Here is an 18578-nt window from a genome sequence, read left to right on the forward strand (position 1 = left end):
CCTCTGGGTCGAGGGGTGCCTTTCGTGGTTTTGACCCGGATTGTTCTGAATAGAGGGGGATATACAATGGAACAAGAAGAACAGATTCGAAAAGAACGAATGCAGCTTCTTCTCCAACAGATAGCGTTTCCTGAAGCATTAGGAAAAACATATTTTCAAGAAAGCAAGATTGAAAAGTTGACAATATTTAAAGAGACAAGAAAATGGCATTTCCGTATTTCGGTTCCCTCCATTTTGCCCTTCGAAGTGTTCCAGCTTTTTACAAGCCACCTTGTTAATGGGCTCAGCCACATTGCTAAAGTCGATTTTTCAATTTCAGGCAGCGGGGATGCTGTAGAGGACAGGGTTAAAGAATACTGGAGTCATTGTGTAGAAAAACTAAGCGACCATTCGGTCTCCATGACAGAGGTGCTTAAAAACCAGGAACCTAGAATGAATGGGAATAAGCTGATAATATCTGTTCGCAATCAAACGGAAGCTACCATCGCGAAAAGAAAGCTTGCCGATCCAATCGCAGCGATCTATGAATCCTGTGGATTTCCAAAACTCTTTCTTGAAGTAGAGGTAAAAGAATCTGAACAGGATTACCAGAAGTTTATGGAACAAAAACAACAGGAAGACCAGACGAAGGTCATGCAGGCACTAATGGAGAAACAAAAAGCTGATAAAGGCGGCGACAAAGCGAAGGTGCCGGATACGTTAGTTATCGGATATAAAATCAAGGATGATCCCGTCGCGATCGAAACGATACAGGATGAAGAACGCCGTGTAACCCTGCAGGGATATGTGTTTGATGCTGAAACAAGGGAACTCCGAAGCGGACGTACGCTATTGACGTTTAAGATTACAGATTATACAGATTCTATTCTTATAAAAATGTTTTCAAGGGATAAAGAAGACGTTCCGATTCTTGAAGCCGTCAAAAAAGGCCTGTGGGTGAAAGTGAGAGGCGGAATCCAAAATGATACATTCGTACGTGATCTTGTGATGATTGCAAACGATGTGAATGAAATTCCTCCGAAGTTTCGTGAAGACAAAGCGCCTGAAGGAGAAAAACGGGTAGAACTGCACCTTCACACTCCGATGAGCCAGATGGATGCTGTATCATCCGTTTCCAGCCTGGTCTCACAAGCAAAAAAATGGGGCCACGAAGCAATAGCAATTACAGACCATAATGTGGCACAATCTTTCCCGGAAGCTTTTGCAGCTGGAAAGAAAAACGATATTAAAATTCTTTACGGGCTAGAGGCAGACCTTGTTGACGATGGAGTTCCGATTGCATACAACGAAGCAGATCGAAAGCTAGAAGATGATACTTACATTGTTTTTGACGTGGAAACAACCGGGCTATCGGCCGTCTACAATAAGATAATCGAGCTTGCGGCAGTAAAAGTCCATAATGGTGAGATCATTGACCGGTTCGAGCGTTTCGCTAATCCGCATCAGCCGTTATCTGCTACAACGATTGAGTTGACAGGAATCACGGATGACATGGTGGAAAATGCACCTGAGATCGAAGACGTTTTAAAAGATTTTCACGAGTTTATCGGAAATGATATATTAGTAGCCCACAATGCCAGCTTCGATATGGGCTTTTTGAACGTAGGCTTTAGAAATATCGGGATCGGAGAAGCAAAGAACCCGGTGATCGACACACTGGAACTCGCCCGTTTTCTCCATCCCGAGATGAGAAACCACCGTTTGAATACACTGTGTAAAAAGTATAATATCGAGCTTACTCAGCACCATAGGGCGATTTATGATGCGGAAGCAACTGGCTATTTATTGTGGGCTTTGCTAAAGGAAGCCTTTGAACAGGAAATTGTGAACCATAATCAGTTGAATGACAATATGGGTCAGGGCGGATTCCAGAGGACAAGGCCGTCTCATTGTATTCTTCTTGCTAAAAATGAGACTGGATTAAAGAACCTTTATAAACTCGTTTCATTATCCCATATCGATTATTTCTATCGAACAGCAAGAATCCCGAGATCGAAGCTTGAAAAGCACCGTGAAGGAGTTTTGATAGGCTCCGGGTGTGACAAAGGAGAAGTATTCGAAGGCATGATGCAAAAATCTCCTGAAGAAGTCGAAGAGATTGCCAAGTTCTATGACTATCTGGAGATTCAGCCGCCTTCCAACTATTATCACCTTATTGAAAGAGAACTTGTTGAGGACGAAATGGCGCTAAGAGATATTCTTTCAAAGATCGTGAAGCTTGGCGAGAAGCTTGACAAGCCAGTAGCCGCTACAGGTAATGTCCATTATTTGAACCCGGAAGATCACATTTACCGAAAAATTTTAATTAAGAGCCAGGCGGGAAATCCGCTGAATCGAATAACACAGCCGGAAGTCCACTTCAGGACAACAGATGATATGCTTTCCGCGTTCAGCTTTCTAGGTGAAGAAAAGGCAAAAGATGTCGTCGTGAAAAACACCCAGCATATCGCTTCGCTCATTGAGGATGTTAAGCCGGTCAAGGATGATCTGTATACTCCACGTATTGAAGGAGCGGATGAAGAAATAAGGGAAATGAGCTATTCGATGGCCAGGAGCATTTACGGAGAAGAACTTCCTAAGCTGGTGGAAGATCGATTGGAAAAAGAGCTGAAAAGTATTATCGGCCATGGATTCGCCGTTATCTACCTTATCTCTCATAAACTAGTGAAAAAATCTTTGATAGATGGCTATCTAGTAGGCTCGCGGGGTTCTGTTGGTTCGTCGTTCGTTGCTACGATGACCGAAATCACAGAGGTAAACCCTCTGCCGCCGCATTACGTTTGCCCGAACTGTAAGCATTCGCATTTCTTTGATGATGGAAGTGTCGGCTCTGGATTCGACCTTCCTGATGAAAACTGTCCGGAATGTGGAACGGAATATATAAAAGACGGCCATGATATACCGTTTGAAACATTCCTTGGATTTAAAGGGGACAAAGTTCCCGATATTGACTTGAACTTCTCTGGGGAGTACCAGCCGAGGGCCCATAATTATACAAAAGAGCTTTTTGGGGAAGACAATGTTTACCGTGCCGGTACAATAGGCACAGTCGCTGAAAAAACAGCTTACGGCTATGTAAAAGGCTATATGTCAGATTACGATCTTCATTACCGCGGAGCAGAAATAGACAGGCTTGTATCAGGATGTACAGGTGTCAAAAGAACATCTGGCCAGCATCCTGGCGGAATTATCGTGGTACCGGATTATATGGATATCTTTGACTTTTCACCGATTCAATATCCTGCTGATGACAAAACATCTGCATGGAAAACGACCCACTTTGATTTCCATTCGATCCATGATAACCTGCTGAAGCTCGATATACTCGGGCACGATGATCCGACCGTGATCCGCATGCTTCAGGACTTGAGCGGAATCGATCCAAAAACGATCCCTACCGACGATCCTGAAGTGATGAAACTGTTCAGCGGTACAGAGTCACTCGGTGTGGAGCAGGATCAAATCATGTGTAAGACTGGAACTTACGGGATTCCTGAATTCGGTACACGGTTTGTAAGGCAGATGTTAGAGGATACGAAACCGAGCACATTCTCAGAACTTGTCCAGATTTCAGGCCTTTCTCACGGGACAGATGTGTGGCTGGGAAATGCACAGGAGCTTATCCAGAGCGGCACATGTACACTTAGTGATGTGATCGGATGCCGTGATGATATTATGGTCTACTTGATCTATAAAGGGCTAGAGCCTTCATTAGCATTTAAAATCATGGAGTTCGTGCGTAAAGGCAAAGGGCTGCAGGATGAATGGGTAGAAGAAATGAAGAAGCACGATGTTCCGGACTGGTATATCGATTCTTGCTTGAAGATCAAATACATGTTCCCGAAAGCCCACGCTGCAGCATATGTACTAATGGCAGTACGGATCGCTTACTTTAAAGTACATCACCCGATTCTGTTTTACGCTGCTTACTTTACCGTCCGCGCGGATGACTTTGATATCGACACGATGGTAAAAGGCTCAAATGCGATCCGTTCCAGGATTGAAGAGATCAATGACAAAGGACTCGATGCATCGCCGAAAGAGAAGAACCTGCTGACAGTACTTGAAATAGCTCTTGAGATGAGCGAGAGGGGACTATCGATGCAAAAGGTTGACTTGTACCGCTCAACTGCTTCGGAATTTGTCGTGGATGGAGATTCTTTGATACCTCCGTTCAACTCCTTGCCTGGGGTCGGAACGAACGCTGCATTGAATATCGTTAAAGCGAGAGAAGAAGGGGAGTTCTTATCAAAAGAAGACCTTCAGCAGCGAAGCAAGATATCGAAAACTGTGCTGGAATACCTTGATGACCACGGATGTCTCGAAGGGCTTCCTGATGCTAATCAACTGTCTTTGTTTTAGGATTCTGGAAGCAAATTAGCTTTCATTTGATCGTAGGATAACTGTCATAGCAGTGTATTCAGTTGAATTGGACATACGGTTATGATATAGTATTTGTGGAAATACTACTGAATAAGAGTGTAGACCGAAGAGTGGGTGAAGCCCACTCTTTCGTTTTCAGCATTGAAATCGGACCTTTGGAATGCAGCTGAAAGGAGGCAACACAGTGGCAAAAACAGATGTTATTAACACTACAGAAGAATTAGTAAAACCAATCTTAGAGGATATGAAGCTGGAGCTAGTGGATATAGAGTTTACACAGGAAGGGGCAAATTGGTTTCTCCGCGTTTATATTGACTCGCCGACAGGAGTCGATATTGAAGAATGCGGCAAAGTAAGTGAGAAACTGAGTGAGAAGCTGGATAAAAAGGATCCGATTGAACAGGCGTACTTTTTAGAAGTCTCTTCTCCAGGAGCAGAACGCCCATTAAAAAAAGAAAGCGATTTTAACAGTGCGGTAGGAAAAAATGTCCATATCACTACCTATGAGAAGATCGATGGCGAAAAAGTGTTTGAGGGAGAACTTCTTTCATTTGACGGGGAAACCGTTGCCATTGAGAGGAAGGTAAAAACGAAAAAACAGAGAATTGAAATACCATATGAAAAAGTAGCAAGTGCCAGGCTTGCTGTTGTTTTTTAATAAAAGGGGAGAGAAATGATGAACAGCGATCTTTTAGATGCTCTGACGGTATTGGAAAAGGAAAAAGGGATAAGCAAGGACATTTTAGTCGAAGCCATAGAAGCCGCGCTTATCTCCGCATATAAGCGTAACTTCCATCAAGCACAGAACGTCCGGATTGACTTTAATCAGGACACAGGTGAAATTCGAGTGTTTGCAAGAAAGGATGTTGTAGAAGAAGTAGAAGATCCTCGCTTGCATATTTCTGTTGAAGAAGCAAAAACGATTAACCCGCAGTTTGATGTAGAAGATGTTGTGGAGATCGAAGTAACGCCAAGAAACTTTGGAAGAATAGCAGCTCAAACTGCTAAGCAAGTAGTTACGCAACGCGTACGAGAAGCAGAAAGAGGAATCATCTTCAGTGAGTTTATCGATAGAGAAGATGATATAATGACCGGTATTGTCCAGCGCCAGGATCATCGCTTTATTTATGTTGATCTTGGAAGAGTTGAAGCATTGCTTCCTGCAAGTGAGCAAATGCCTAACGAGACTTACCATCCTCACGATCGTATCAAAGTGTATGTCACAAAAGTTGAAAAGACGACCAAAGGTCCTCAGGTAGTGGTTTCAAGAACTCATCCTGGATTATTAAAGCGTTTATTCGAACTTGAGGTTCCTGAAATCTATGATGGAACAGTTGAAATAAAATCTATCGCCAGGGAAGCGGGAGACAGGTCTAAAATTGCTGTGCACGCAGAAAACCCGGAAGTTGACCCGGTAGGTTCTTGCGTTGGGCAAAAGGGGCAACGCGTACAGGCGATTGTGAACGAGCTGAAAGGCGAAAAGATAGACATTGTCCGCTGGTCAGAAGATATCGTGGAATATGTGGCGAACGCACTTAGCCCTTCTAAAGTTTTAAAAGTAAATGTTGATGAAGAACAAAAAATGACTCAGGTGATTGTGCCTGACTATCAGCTTTCCCTTGCGATCGGTAAAAGAGGCCAGAACGCGAGGCTCGCTGCAAAGCTAACAGGCTGGAAAATTGATATTAAAAGCCAATCCGAAGCAGAAGAATCAGGAATTTATAATTCTGATGAAACTGGTTTGAATGAAAGCGAACAAAATGAATTAAAAGAAAACACAGATAACCTGGAATAAGAAAGTAACAGGAACTATTGGCGGGAGAGGTGTCCAGAGTGAAAAACAGAAAAATTCCGATGCGAAAATGCATTGCCTGTCAGGAGCAAAAGCAAAAGAAAGACTTAATCCGTGTTGTCCGTTCTCCTGAGGGAGAAATTTCGGTAGATCCGACAGGAAAAAAATCTGGCCGGGGCGCTTATCTCTGTAATAATGAAGAATGTTTTCGCCAAGCTAAAAAGAAAAACGCCCTGTCAAGCCAGTTAAAGGCAAAGGTCGATGATGAAATGTATGACATTCTTGAAAAAGGGCGGAAATCCATAGAACGATGAAAAAACAGAGTAATTGGGAATCCATCTTAGGTCTGGCACAGCGAGCAGGAAAAATTATTTCCGGAGAAGAACTTGTGGTAAGAGAAATCCGGAGAAAGAAAGCTAGACTTGTACTTCTTGCAGGAGATGCATCGGAAAATACCAAAAAGAAAATAACGGATAAAGCACATTATTACAAAGTGCCAGTAGTATTTGTAGACAACAGGGCAAGCCTTGGGCATGCCATCGGAAAAGAACACCGAGTGACAGCAGCGGTTCTAGATGAAGGATTTGCAAACAAATTAATTGCGATTCTTGGTCAATAATTCGGGGGTGAACGTATGAGTAAAATGCGTATTTACGAGTATGCAAAAGAGCATAACACAACAAGCAAAGAAGTAATCGACAAGTTAAAGAAAATGAACGTTTCAGTTTCAAACCATATGTCGGTAATTGATGACGATACTATGAAGAAACTGACAGGCTCTGAAACGGGAAATGCGAAAGCATCTCAGAACCAATCAAAGAGCAGTGCTTCTGTTAATGAAAAGTATGAAAATGGTAAACAGGCAGACAACACAAAAAAGAAAACCAAGTTTAGAGATTCTAAGGATGACCGCAAACCTGGTAAAAAGGCCAAAGGGAACAACAACCATCATTCAAAAGGAAACCATAAAGGCGGAGGCAAGTTCCAACCGCAAAACCAGAATTCGAAAGCTACACCTGAAAAAATTACCTATTCCGGTTCTTTGACTGTAGGAGAAATTGCTAAAAAGCTAAACAAAGAATCTTCTGAGATTATAAAGAAGTTAATGCAGCTTGGCACGATGGCAACAATTAACCAGGATCTTGACCATGACACGATCGAATTGATCGCAAGTGACTATAGTGTTGAGGTCGAGGAAGAAAAAGTCTTTGATGTGACTGACCTGGAAGGTTATAAAGTGGAGGATAGCCCAGAGGAGCTTGTTGAGCGTCCAGCTGTCGTCACAATCATGGGACACGTTGACCATGGTAAAACAACACTGCTCGATAGCATCCGCAACACGAAAGTAACCGAAGGTGAAGCTGGTGGAATTACACAGCACATCGGTGCGTACCAGGTTGAAGAAAACGGCAAAAAGATCACTTTTCTCGATACACCTGGACACGCTGCTTTTACAACGATGCGTGCTAGAGGTGCGAAAGTAACAGATATCACTATCCTTGTAGTAGCTGCTGATGATGGTGTAATGCCACAAACGGTTGAGGCGATCAACCATGCGAAAGCAGCTGGCGTGCCGATTATCGTGGCAGTTAATAAAATCGACAAAGAAGGCGCTAACCCTGACCGTGTGATGCAGGAACTGACTGAGTATGAGTTGATTCCGGAAGATTGGGGCGGAGATACAATCTTTGTTAAGCTTTCTGCTATCAAAGGTGAAGGAATCGATGATCTTCTTGAGATGATCGTTCTTGTGTCAGAGATAGAAGAACTAAAAGCAAACCCTAACAAGCTTGCTAACGGAACCGTTATTGAAGCACAGCTTGATAAAGGCCGTGGCGCTGTAGCAACATTGCTTGTTCAAAGCGGCACATTGAAAGTCGGCGATCCGATAGTTGTCGGAAACACATTCGGAAGAGTGCGTGCGATGGTTAACGATCTTGGCAGAAGAGTGAAAACTGCTTCTCCGTCTACTCCGGTAGAAATCACAGGCTTGAACGATGTTCCACAGGCTGGGGACCAATTTATTGTCCTCGGAGATGAAAAATCTGCCCGCCAGGTTGGTGAAGCGCGTGCACAGCAAGAGCTTGAAGCACAGCGTAAAGAGACTTCCAAAGTAAGTCTTGATGACTTGTTTGATAAAATTAAACAAGGGGATATTAAAGATATAAACATCATAGTCAAAGCTGATGTTCAGGGATCTGTCGAGGCACTTGCAGGTTCCCTAAGAAAGATCGATGTAGAAGGCGTGAATGTAAACATCATCCATACTGGCGTAGGCGCCATCACGGAATCAGATGTTATTCTGGCTTCTGCTTCCAATGCGATCATCATCGGATTCAATGTACGCCCTGACGCTAACACGAAGAAGACTGCTGAGGCTGAAAAAGTTGATATCCGTTTACACCGTGTTATTTACAATGCGATCGAAGAAATCGAAGCTGCGATGAAAGGGATGCTGGATCCTGAATTTGAAGAAAAAGTAATCGGGCAGGCAGAAGTTCGTGAAACATTTAAAGTTTCTAAAGTAGGAACCATTGCTGGCTGCATGGTTACTGACGGAAAAATCACGAGAGATTCCGGTGTTCGCCTGATTCGTGAAGGTATCGTTGTTCTTGAAGGAGAAGTCGACACCCTTAAACGTTACAAAGATGATGCGAAAGAAGTAGCAAAAGGCTATGAGTGCGGTATTACACTTAAAAACTTTAATGATATTAAAGAAGGAGATGTAATCGAAGCATTCGTAATGGAAGAAGTTAAACGTTAATGATCGGTTTTGTCCGTTGTGAGTGTATTATTTATGATGCACATTCTTTAAAAGAAAAACGGTCAGTTTTAAAGTCGGTTATTACAAGGATCAAGCAGCAATACAACGTCTCGGTTGCGGAACTCGACCATCATGATGTCTGGCAAAGAACCGAGATCGGTATTGTTAGCCTGTCAACAAACAGAACAGGCGCAGAAAAAGAGCTGCAAAGGGCAATCGGTATGATCGAATCCAGACCGGAAATAGAGCTTGCTAACACAGTCTATGAATGGCTGTAAAATAACGGTTCTTAATCGGCTGATGGAATGCATTCTCTAAGGGAACAGCGTAGAGAAGTGAGGTGCTTAATATGAGTAATGTTCGAGCTAATCGCGTCGGTGAACAGATGAAAAAAGAACTTGGCGATATCATAAGCCGAAAAATAAAAGATCCAAGAGTTGGATTTGTTACTGTAACTGGCGTTGAGGTGACTAACGACCTTCAACAGGCCACTGTTTATATTACGGTTTTAGGCGATGAAGAGAAAAAAGAGGATACGTTGAATGGTTTAGCAAAAGCTACCGGCTTTATCCGTTCAGAAATCGGCAAAAGAATCAGGCTCCGGAAAACACCAGAGATCGTATTTGAATTTGATGAGTCGATTGAGTATGGAAACCGTATCGAAAGACTTATCTCTGACCTAAACCGTGACACAGACAGCCCTGAATAAGGAGAACGAGAGGATAGACAACAAGCCTTGTCTATCCTTTCTCTTTGTTATAAACGTGTTTAAAAGGGCAGGAGGGAATATTATTATGGCTTTACAGACTAACGGCATACTTCCATTGTTCAAACCAGCGGGCATGACATCCCATGACTGTGTATATAAAATTAGAAAGTTATTAAAAACAAAAAAGGTAGGGCATACAGGGACCCTGGACCCGGACGTCACAGGAGTGCTTCCCATCTGTATCGGTAAAGCTACAAAAGTAGCCCAATACATGTCAGATTATCCTAAAACTTATATTGCGGAAGTTACCCTTGGTACTGCAACATACACAGAGGACGCCAGTGGAGAAACAGTAGAACGGAAAACCGTGCATACCGCTCCTTCAATAACAGAAATAAAGGAAGTGCTTTCAGAGTTTAAAGGTAAGATTACCCAGATTCCTCCGATGTATTCTGCGGTGAAGGTCAATGGCAAACGGCTTTACGAATATGCTTTTGAAGGAAAGGTTATTGATCGGCCAGAAAGACAGGTGACGATCCATGAGATCGAGCTGATTGACGGTGTAGAACATAATGGAGAAACGGCTTCTTTTTCAATATATGTTAAATGCAGCAAAGGTACATATGTGAGGACACTCGCAGTAGATATCGGCAGGAAGCTGGGTTATCCGGCTCACATGTCCTATCTTAGAAGAACTGCTTCAGGTCCATTTGAAGAAGAAGATTGTTTGACATTTGAAGAGATTACGAAGAAGATAGAAATAGGTGATTCCTTTTTGTATCCTATTGAAAAAGCACTGGGCCATTTTGAACCCTATATGGTCGATAAAGATATCATTCCTAAAATAAAAAATGGTGCGGTTTTGCCATTTCCGGAAGGTGTACTAAACGATCGATTCACGATTAAAGATGAAGCAGGAAAGGTTATCGCTATTTACCAGCGGCACCCGAACAAACCAGAATTAATGAAGCCGGTAAAAGTTTTTTAAATAAGTAGCCAGAAGATCTATAAAGGCTTTTATCGCATATTTTGTTGTTTTATAAGTTTTACACTTGAGATGAACTGGACATTGCAACCGGCTGGTCGCTACGGAAAGCAACTGCCCGGAGCGGAAATCAATGCTGGAATTGCATCGCAGTTAATCGCTCTTGTGCAATTCAACATTCTTATTGAAAACAGCCTAAAGAAATGAAAGTAAGAAGGTGACTTCCTTTGAAGACGGTTTATTTAAAGCATCCTCATGACCTTGCTAGAGTAGAAACAGAGGACAAGGCAATGGCGCTTGGCTATTTCGACGGCATCCATCTAGGGCACCAAAAAGTGATTTTGACTGCAAAAGAGATTGCTGAAAGGAAAGGGTATACATCTGCGGTAATGACCTTTCATCCGCACCCCTCCGTTGTGCTCGGAAGATCGAATCCGCATGTGAAATACATTACCCCTCTTGATGAAAAGATCAAGCAGATCGAAAAGCTTGGAATCGATAAGCTGTTTATCGTTACTTTTGATAAAACCATTGCTAATTTAACCCCACAGGAGTTTGTGGATGATTATATTATCGGACTATCTGTTAAGCATGCAGTTGCAGGCTTTGATTTTACATACGGGCGAAAAGGCAGTGGGACGATGGAGACGCTAGTGTTTCATTCAAGAAACCAGTTCGAGTATACAGTTGTCGATAAGGTAGCGAATCATAACGAAAAAGTTAGCTCTACCTTAATAAGAAGCTTAATTAACGAAGGGGCAGTCGAACAGATTCCAGAGTATCTTGGAAGGTTTTATGAGGTGAAAGGAACGGTAGTGAAAGGGGATCAGCGCGGAAGAACCATCGGTTTTCCAACAGCTAACCTTGCATTCGAAGACCCATACCTTATTCCTAAAACAGGCGTTTATGCCGTTAAAATGAAGTTGGGTTCTGATTGGCATGAAGGTGTTTGCAATATTGGTTATAAGCCTACATTTAACGAATCCCGGCCAGACGAACCAACGATGGAGGTGCACCTGTTCAACTTTTCCCAATCGATCTACAATGAACAGGTTGCAGTAAAACTCTGCAAACGACTCAGAGGAGAACGAAAATTCTCTTCCTTAGATGAACTAAAAGCACAGATCAAAAAAGACGCCGAAAACACAAAAGAATACTTCAGCCTAAAAAGTTAATCTGTAAGTGATTTTTTCTTTCAAAAGGGCCCACGAAGCGTTACATCATTTCTCCATTTGAAAAAGATTTGGTACCAGCTTGTGGCCGGACCGTCTACGATCTGTTCCGTTTGTGTCGCAGGGGGATCACAAAACTGCATTCCCGAAAATTCTGCAAACAGATAGATTATGGATTCCTCTTGCATTTCAGAACAAAAACCTGTAATCTATTACATGTACAAACAACCATTACTGGGCAAATCGATTCACCGACGTTTGCGTGGTAATCGGGGTTACAAATTAAGGAGGTGAAAAGGATGGCAATCACTCAAGATCGTAAGCAAGAATTGATTAATGAGTATAAGGTACATGATAATGACACTGGATCTCCAGAAGTTCAAATCGCTGTCCTAACAGAAGAAATCAATAACTTGAACGACCATTTACGCACTCACAAAAAAGACCATCACTCACGTCGTGGTCTATTGAAAATGGTTGGTAAGCGTCGTAACCTTTTAACATACTTGCGTAACAAAGATGTTACACGTTACCGCGAGCTTATTAAAAAGCTTGGTTTACGTCGATAATAAACAAAGAAAGCGGGATTTTTCCCGCTTTTTTGTTAGCATAAAATAATTCGAATCTTTATGCTTTTTTGGTAGATAAGATAATAAATAAAAAATCGCCTTGAGAATAACTTTATTAATAACCCGGTATATACCGATAAAAGGAATTTAACTGAAAAGGAAGAACATACATAGCTGGAATCGCCTATCTTTTTTAGATTTTATCAGGTTAGGGTATAATAGAAGAAATGATTTCTTGGACGAGAGGAGTACTTACAGTAATGGAACAAGAAAAACAAGTTTTTTCAATGGATTGGGCAGGGCGTCCGCTTACAATTGAAATTGGCCAGCTTGCAAAGCAAGCGAGCGGTGCTGCTCTGATTCGTTATGGTGATACCGCGGTACTATCCACCGCAACGGCTTCTAAAGAACCGAAAGATTTACCTTTCTTTCCTTTAACAGTCAACTATGAGGAACGTTTATATGCAGTTGGGAAAATTCCTGGAGGCTTTATTAAAAGAGAAGGCCGCCCGAGTGAAAAAGCGATACTTGCCAGCCGGCTTATTGACCGGCCGATCAGACCGCTTTTTGCAGACGGTTTCCGAAATGAAGTACAAGTAGTCAGCACTGTAATGAGTGTTGATCAGGACTGTTCATCAGAAATGGCTGCAATGTTCGGTTCTTCACTGGCGTTATGCGTTAGCGATATCCCGTTTGATGGTCCTATTGCGGGTGTGATTGTCGGCCGTATTGACGGTGAATTTGTCGTCAATCCCAGTGTAGAGCAACTGGAGCAAAGCGATATCTATTTGACTGTTGCCGGTACGAAAGATGCGATCAACATGGTTGAAGCCGGGGCCGATGAAGTTCCTGAACAAACGATGCTTGAGGCAATTATGTTCGGCCATGAAGAAATCAAGCGTTTGATAGGCTTCCAGGAAGAAATTGTTGCCCGGGTAGGAAAAGAAAAGAGAAACATTGAGCTTAAGCAGGTAGATGAAGACCTTGCTGCAGCGGTTAGAGACAATTTCTTCAATGAGATCAAAGCAGCCGTACAGGTCGAAGAAAAGCATGCCCGACAGGATGCACTGGATGAAGTAACGAAAAAAGCAGTTGAGTTTTATGAAGAACAAGAAGATATAGATACTGGTGATGTGAAAACAATCGTACAAAAGTTCATTAAGGAAGAAGTCCGCCGTTTAATTGTAGAGGAAAATGTACGGCCGGACGGAAGGCAAACAGACGAAATCAGGCCACTATCTTCTGAGGTCGGCTTATTGCCTAGAACACACGGTTCCGGGTTGTTTACAAGAGGACAAACACAGGCGTTGAGCATCTGTACGCTTGGTGCGCTTGGTGATGTTCAAATCCTGGACGGGCTGGGTATCGAAGAATCAAAACGATTTATGCACCATTATAACTTCCCATCCTTTAGTGTTGGTGAAACAGGACCGATGAGAGGGCCTGGCCGCCGTGAGATCGGACATGGAGCACTCGGTGAAAGGGCACTTGAGCCGATAATCCCTTCTGAAAAAGATTTTCCATATACCATCCGCCTTGTTTCCGAGGTGCTAGAATCAAACGGTTCAACGTCCCAGGCGAGTATTTGTGCGAGTACCCTTGCGATGATGGATGCGGGTGTACCGATAAAGTCTCCTGTAGCTGGAATCGCGATGGGTCTCGTGAGTGACGGAGAAAACGTTACGGTGTTGACCGATATACAGGGTATGGAAGACGCGTTAGGAGACATGGATTTTAAAGTTGCCGGAACGAAGGAAGGCGTAACAGCCCTTCAAATGGATATTAAAATTTCCGGTATTAACGAAGAGATTTTGAGAGAAGCACTTGAGCAGGCTAGAAATGGCCGTTTAGTTATTCTTGATAACATGATGCAGGCGATAGATGAACCGCGCAAAGAGCTGTCTGAATACGCTCCTAAGATTTTAACGATGAAAATTAATCCTGATAAAATTCGCGATGTGATCGGGCCAAGCGGAAAAGTGATCAATAAGATCATTGAAGATACTGGCGTGAAAATCGATATCGAGCAGGATGGCTCCGTCTTTATTTCTTCTACTGATGAAGGAATGAACCAGAAAGCCAAAAAGATCATCGAAGATATTGTTCGCGAAGTTGAGGCCGGACAGATCTATAACGGAAAAGTTAAGCGCATCGAAAAATTTGGGGCATTTGTAGAATTGTTCCAGGGGAAGGAAGGGCTTGTCCACATTTCTGAAATGGCACCTGAAAGAATTAACAAAGTGGAAGATGTCGTATCGATCGGGGATGAAATACTCGTTAAAGTAAAAGAGATCGATAAACAGGGCAGGATCAACCTTTCAAGAAAAGCAGTTTTAAAAGAGCAAGAAGAAAATAAAAAAGAAGACTGATGATTAGAAGCAGGCATCGCGCCTGCTTTTTGCTGTTTTCCCTTTCTTTAATAAGAGAAAGAATTGTTTTTGTTCTAGTTGTCCCAATCGCTTCATAATTTTTGTACAAAGGGAGGATGGGGGCAATGAACAAATACGCCATGCAATTCATTGCGTTTCTTTTTATACTCGGATTAACGGCCGGGTCCTTACAAAACCCGTATACGGATAATTACCTGGCGGCTATAGAAGCAACAGCAGTTCCTGTCGTAAAACAAAGTGCTGTGTACGACCAAATTGTAAAAGCGAAGCAAGAGCTTGACAAGCCGGCTATCGATGCAAGAGTGGATGAGGTGTGGAAAGGTATCCCTGGATACAACGGTCTTATCGTAGATGAAGAGAGTTCCTATAAAAAAATGAAAAAGGGAAGCTTTGATCAAAAAAAGCTTGTTTTTAGAGAGGTCTCCCCTAAAGTGAGCCTCGAAGACCTGCCGCCAGTTCCAATATATAAAGGCAATCCCGAAAAACCTATGGTGTCCTTTATGGTAAACGTGGCATGGGGAAATGAATATTTGCCAGATATGCTGAAAATATTTAAGAAATACAACATCGTTACAACCTTCTTCCTTGACGGTTCATGGGTAAAGAAAAATCCTGATCTAGTAAAAATGATCGTAGAACAGGGTCATGAAATTGGGAACCATGCATACTCACATCCTGATCTAAAGGTGATGTCGTCAGAACGAACAAGAAAGGAGTTAAGTGATACTAACGCGGTTATAAAAGCAACGATTAATAAGACACCCGCACTTTTTGCTCCTCCGAGCGGCAGCTTTAATACACAAACGATAAAGGTCGCAGATGAACTGGGCATGAAGACGATTCTCTGGTCTGTCGATACAGTAGATTGGAAAAACCCACCGCCTGCAGATATGAGCCAGAGAGTGCTCAGCAAAATGCATCCCGGCGCGCTCTTGTTGATGCATCCAACAAAATCATCACTCGCCGGGCTCGAGACTATGATCAAAGGTGTGAAGGAGCGGGGGTATGCAATCGGACCTGTATCACAACTACTAAGCGAAAAACGAATAAACGTGAAAGAGGTTCAAAAGTCATTTGATTGAGTCTCTTAAAAAGAAGTGATATAGTGAAGTTTGAGACGAAAAAGGACTTTCTGCTAGGAGGAAAAGTATTTGATTAAGCGATATACATGTTCAAACGGCTTACGGATAGTATTAGAAAATATCCCTACAGTACGGTCTGTAGCAATTGGCATATGGATTGGTACAGGGTCAAGATTTGAACCGAAAGCAGAGAATGGCATTTCCCATTTTCTAGAGCATATGTTTTTTAAAGGAACCGAAAAAAGGTCTGCGAGGGAAATCGCAGAATCATTTGACAGTATCGGAGGCCAGGTAAACGCGTTCACCTCAAAAGAGTATACTTGCTATTATGCTAAGGTACTCGACGATCATGCAGAACATGCACTGGATATCCTCTCAGACATGTTTTTTCATTCAACATTTGAAGCGGGAGAACTTGCTAAAGAAAAGAATGTTGTACTTGAAGAGATTAAAATGTACGAAGATACGCCGGATGATATCGTGCATGATCTGCTAAGCCAGGCAAGCTATGGGGACCATCCGCTTGGATATCCGATCCTGGGAACCCAGGAGACACTTGATTCTTTTAATGGAGATATGCTGCGTCAATATATGCAAAACTATTATACTCCTGACAATATTGTTATTTCAGTTGCCGGTAATGTGGACGAAGCATTCATCGAGCATGTGAAAAGTTATTTTGAGGGCTATAAGACCGGCCAGGAAAAACCTGATATCGAAAAACCAGTGTTTAAAAGTGATAAGATCGCCCGAAAAAAGGAAACAGAACAAGCCCATCTTTGCCTTGGTTATCAAGGACTTCCTTTTGGAACACCAGACATATACAGTCTGATCGTCATGAATAATATACTTGGAGGAAGTATGAGCAGTCGACTATTCCAGGAAGTACGTGAAGAAAGAGGCCTTGCATATTCTGTCTTTTCCTATCATTCCGCTTTCAAGGATAATGGTCTTTTGACAATATATGGCGGAACAGCGCCAGGCCAGCTCGAGCAGCTTTATGAAACCATATCTAACACGCTTACAGGCTTGAAGCAGGAAGGTATTTCTGAGAAAGAACTTAGTAATTGTAAGGAACAATTAAAAGGAAACCTGATGCTGAGCCTTGAGAGTACGAACAGTAGAATGAGCAGAAATGGCAAAAATGAGTTATTGCTTAATAAGCACCGTACACTCGATGATATTATTGAAAATATTGAAGGCGTAACACATGAAGATGTTAACAACATCATCCATAAACTTTTTGACCAGGACTTTTCTTGTTCATTGATCAGCCCTTCTGGCGAGTTGCCTTCAGCGATGAAATAAGATGGAAATCCCGTAGCATATCCGCTGCGGGATTTTTGCGTTCTTGAAACCTTTTGTTTGCGCCATAAGTATCTACCAGAGGAATTTCACGCTAGATAAACAGACAGAATCATAAATCCTAACGTGAGAGCTTATCTTGTTAATAGACATAAAAACTGGAGGAGGATAAAAATGAGGCTAAGCCAGCTATCTGGAAAAGAGATTGTAGATATATCCAGGGGAGAACGGTTAGGGGTACTGGGACAGACTGACCTTTTGTTTGATGAAACGACCGGGTCTTTAAAAGCATTGATCATTCCCCAAATGTCATGGCTTGGGATACGCAAAAAAAGCGAAGAATTTTCTATTCCCTGGAACCACATCGAAACAATCGGAAAAGACATTATTATTATTCAAAATCCATACACCAAACCATAGGCGTTTTTAACAAATATAACTATTCACCATCACGGCATCTTACTCATAGTATGTTGATGAAATTATTAATCCCCGATAGGTAGAGGAAAAGGAAAGGGGAGAAACGATGTTAACAGGTCAACAAGTAGCAATCGTGGGTGGAGATGCCCGTCAATTAGAAATTATTCGAAAATTAACCGAATTAGATGCAACTGTATTCCTAATCGGCTTTGACCAACTGGACCATGGATTTACAGGTGCAACAAAGTGTTCATTGGAAGAAGTAAAGCTTGACCAGTTAGATGCACTTGTTCTTCCAGTTAGCGGAACCAGTTTAAATGGCGAAGTAGAAACCATTTTTTCGAATGAAAAAGTAGTGTTGAAAGAAGAACATTTACAACAAACTCCATCCCATTGTACCGTGTTTTCAGGGATTAGCAATGACTATCTAAATCAAATCACAAATGATACTTCCCGGAAACTCGTGAAATTATTCGAACGTGATGACGTCGCGATTTATAATTCCATCCCGACTGTAGAAGGTACGGTGATGATGGTAATTCAGCATACCGATATTACAATTCATCAGTCTAATGTTGCAGTACTGGGTCTTGGAAGGGTCGGGATGTCAGTGGCAAGAACCTTTGATGCTTTAGGTGCAAATGTCGCCGTGGGGGCTAGAAGACCGGAACATCTCGCAAGGATAACTGAAATGGGCCTTAAACCTTTTTATTTATCTGAGCTTGAGAATAAAGTGTCTACTCTGGATGTGTGTATTAATACTATTCCAGCTCCGATTGTTACAGCACAGGTTATTTCGAAAATGCCGGCTCATACACTGGTGATCGATTTGGCTTCAAAGCCCGGAGGAACCGATTTTCGGTATGCAGAAAAGCGGGGCATCAAGGCGTTGCTGGCTCCAGGTTTGCCGGGAATAGTCGCTCCAAAGACGGCGGGGCAAATTATTGCGAAAGTTTTAGCACAATTGCTGTTAGAAAATGCAAAGAACGGGAAAGGAGAGTGACAGC

At 42.4% G+C, this 18578-nt stretch carries 17 protein-coding genes; all 17 read left to right on the forward strand.

The features are described 5' to 3' along the window. Positions 1 to 66: 66 nt before the first annotated feature. The 17 genes from FCL54_RS09440 (at position 67) to dpaA (ending at position 18574) form a co-directional block, all read left to right on the forward strand. Positions 67 to 4362, forward strand: a complete 4296-nt coding sequence (locus tag FCL54_RS09440; protein ID WP_138125730.1) for a PolC-type DNA polymerase III — start codon at positions 67 to 69, stop codon at positions 4360 to 4362. 205 nt (positions 4363 to 4567) lie between these two features. Then, on the forward strand, positions 4568 to 5041 hold the full coding sequence (gene rimP, locus FCL54_RS09445; protein WP_281281358.1) for a ribosome maturation factor RimP: 474 nt from the start codon (positions 4568 to 4570) through the stop codon (positions 5039 to 5041). A gap of 18 nt (positions 5042 to 5059) precedes the next feature. Continuing rightward, positions 5060 to 6178, forward strand: coding sequence for a transcription termination factor NusA (gene nusA / locus FCL54_RS09450; protein ID WP_138125734.1), 1119 nt, complete (start codon positions 5060 to 5062; stop codon positions 6176 to 6178). Between the two features lie 38 nt (positions 6179 to 6216). Beyond that, positions 6217 to 6489 carry an RNase P modulator RnpM gene (gene rnpM, locus FCL54_RS09455; RefSeq protein WP_281281359.1) on the forward strand — a complete coding sequence of 91 codons (273 nt, stop codon included), beginning with the start codon at positions 6217 to 6219 and terminating at the stop codon, positions 6487 to 6489. Next, positions 6486 to 6794: a YlxQ family RNA-binding protein gene (locus FCL54_RS09460; RefSeq protein WP_138125736.1), complete on the forward strand. Its 309-nt coding sequence runs from the start codon at positions 6486 to 6488 to the stop codon at positions 6792 to 6794. Before rnpM ends, FCL54_RS09460 begins: the two co-directional genes overlap by 4 nt. A 15-nt stretch (positions 6795 to 6809) precedes the next feature. Beyond that, positions 6810 to 8939, forward strand: a complete 2130-nt coding sequence (gene infB, locus FCL54_RS09465) for a translation initiation factor IF-2 (RefSeq protein WP_138125738.1) — start codon at positions 6810 to 6812, stop codon at positions 8937 to 8939. Then, positions 8939 to 9217 (forward strand): DUF503 domain-containing protein, encoded by a 279-nt coding sequence (locus tag FCL54_RS09470; protein ID WP_138125740.1) that lies wholly within the window; start codon positions 8939 to 8941, stop codon positions 9215 to 9217. Before infB ends, FCL54_RS09470 begins: the two co-directional genes overlap by 1 nt. A gap of 71 nt (positions 9218 to 9288) precedes the next feature. Next, positions 9289 to 9648, forward strand: coding sequence for a 30S ribosome-binding factor RbfA (gene rbfA / locus FCL54_RS09475; protein ID WP_138125742.1), 360 nt, complete (start codon positions 9289 to 9291; stop codon positions 9646 to 9648). Between the two features lie 85 nt (positions 9649 to 9733). After that, positions 9734 to 10636, forward strand: coding sequence for a tRNA pseudouridine(55) synthase TruB (gene truB, locus FCL54_RS09480; protein WP_138125744.1), 903 nt, complete (start codon positions 9734 to 9736; stop codon positions 10634 to 10636). A gap of 69 nt (positions 10637 to 10705) precedes the next feature. Beyond that, positions 10706 to 10840, forward strand: a complete 135-nt coding sequence (locus FCL54_RS24590; RefSeq protein ID WP_281281360.1) for a hypothetical protein — start codon at positions 10706 to 10708, stop codon at positions 10838 to 10840. A 20-nt stretch (positions 10841 to 10860) separates the two neighbouring features. Continuing rightward, positions 10861 to 11808 carry a bifunctional riboflavin kinase/FAD synthetase gene (gene ribF, locus FCL54_RS09485; RefSeq protein ID WP_138125746.1) on the forward strand — a complete coding sequence of 316 codons (948 nt, stop codon included), beginning with the start codon at positions 10861 to 10863 and terminating at the stop codon, positions 11806 to 11808. Between the two features lie 296 nt (positions 11809 to 12104). Further along, positions 12105 to 12374, forward strand: a complete 270-nt coding sequence (gene rpsO, locus FCL54_RS09490; RefSeq protein WP_138125748.1) for a 30S ribosomal protein S15 — start codon at positions 12105 to 12107, stop codon at positions 12372 to 12374. 260 nt (positions 12375 to 12634) lie between these two features. After that, complete coding sequence (gene pnp / locus FCL54_RS09495) at positions 12635 to 14743, forward strand: polyribonucleotide nucleotidyltransferase (protein ID WP_138125751.1); 2109 nt, start codon at positions 12635 to 12637, stop codon at positions 14741 to 14743. A gap of 125 nt (positions 14744 to 14868) precedes the next feature. Then, a complete protein-coding gene (locus FCL54_RS09500; RefSeq protein ID WP_138125753.1) occupies positions 14869 to 15846 on the forward strand; it encodes a polysaccharide deacetylase family protein in 978 nt (325 codons plus the stop codon). Positions 15847 to 15915: 69 nt separating this feature from the next. Beyond that, positions 15916 to 17154, forward strand: a complete 1239-nt coding sequence (locus FCL54_RS09505) for a M16 family metallopeptidase (protein ID WP_138125755.1) — start codon at positions 15916 to 15918, stop codon at positions 17152 to 17154. Between the two features lie 171 nt (positions 17155 to 17325). After that, a complete protein-coding gene (locus FCL54_RS09510; protein WP_138125757.1) occupies positions 17326 to 17571 on the forward strand; it encodes a YlmC/YmxH family sporulation protein in 246 nt (81 codons plus the stop codon). Positions 17572 to 17677: 106 nt separating this feature from the next. Then, positions 17678 to 18574 carry a dipicolinic acid synthetase subunit A gene (dpaA, locus tag FCL54_RS09515; RefSeq protein WP_138125759.1) on the forward strand — a complete coding sequence of 299 codons (897 nt, stop codon included), beginning with the start codon at positions 17678 to 17680 and terminating at the stop codon, positions 18572 to 18574. Positions 18575 to 18578: the final 4 nt, after the last annotated feature.

Origin of the sequence: Exobacillus caeni (assembly GCF_005747095.1) — a bacterium.
Lineage (GTDB): Bacteria > Bacillota > Bacilli > Bacillales > Guptibacillaceae > Exobacillus > Exobacillus caeni.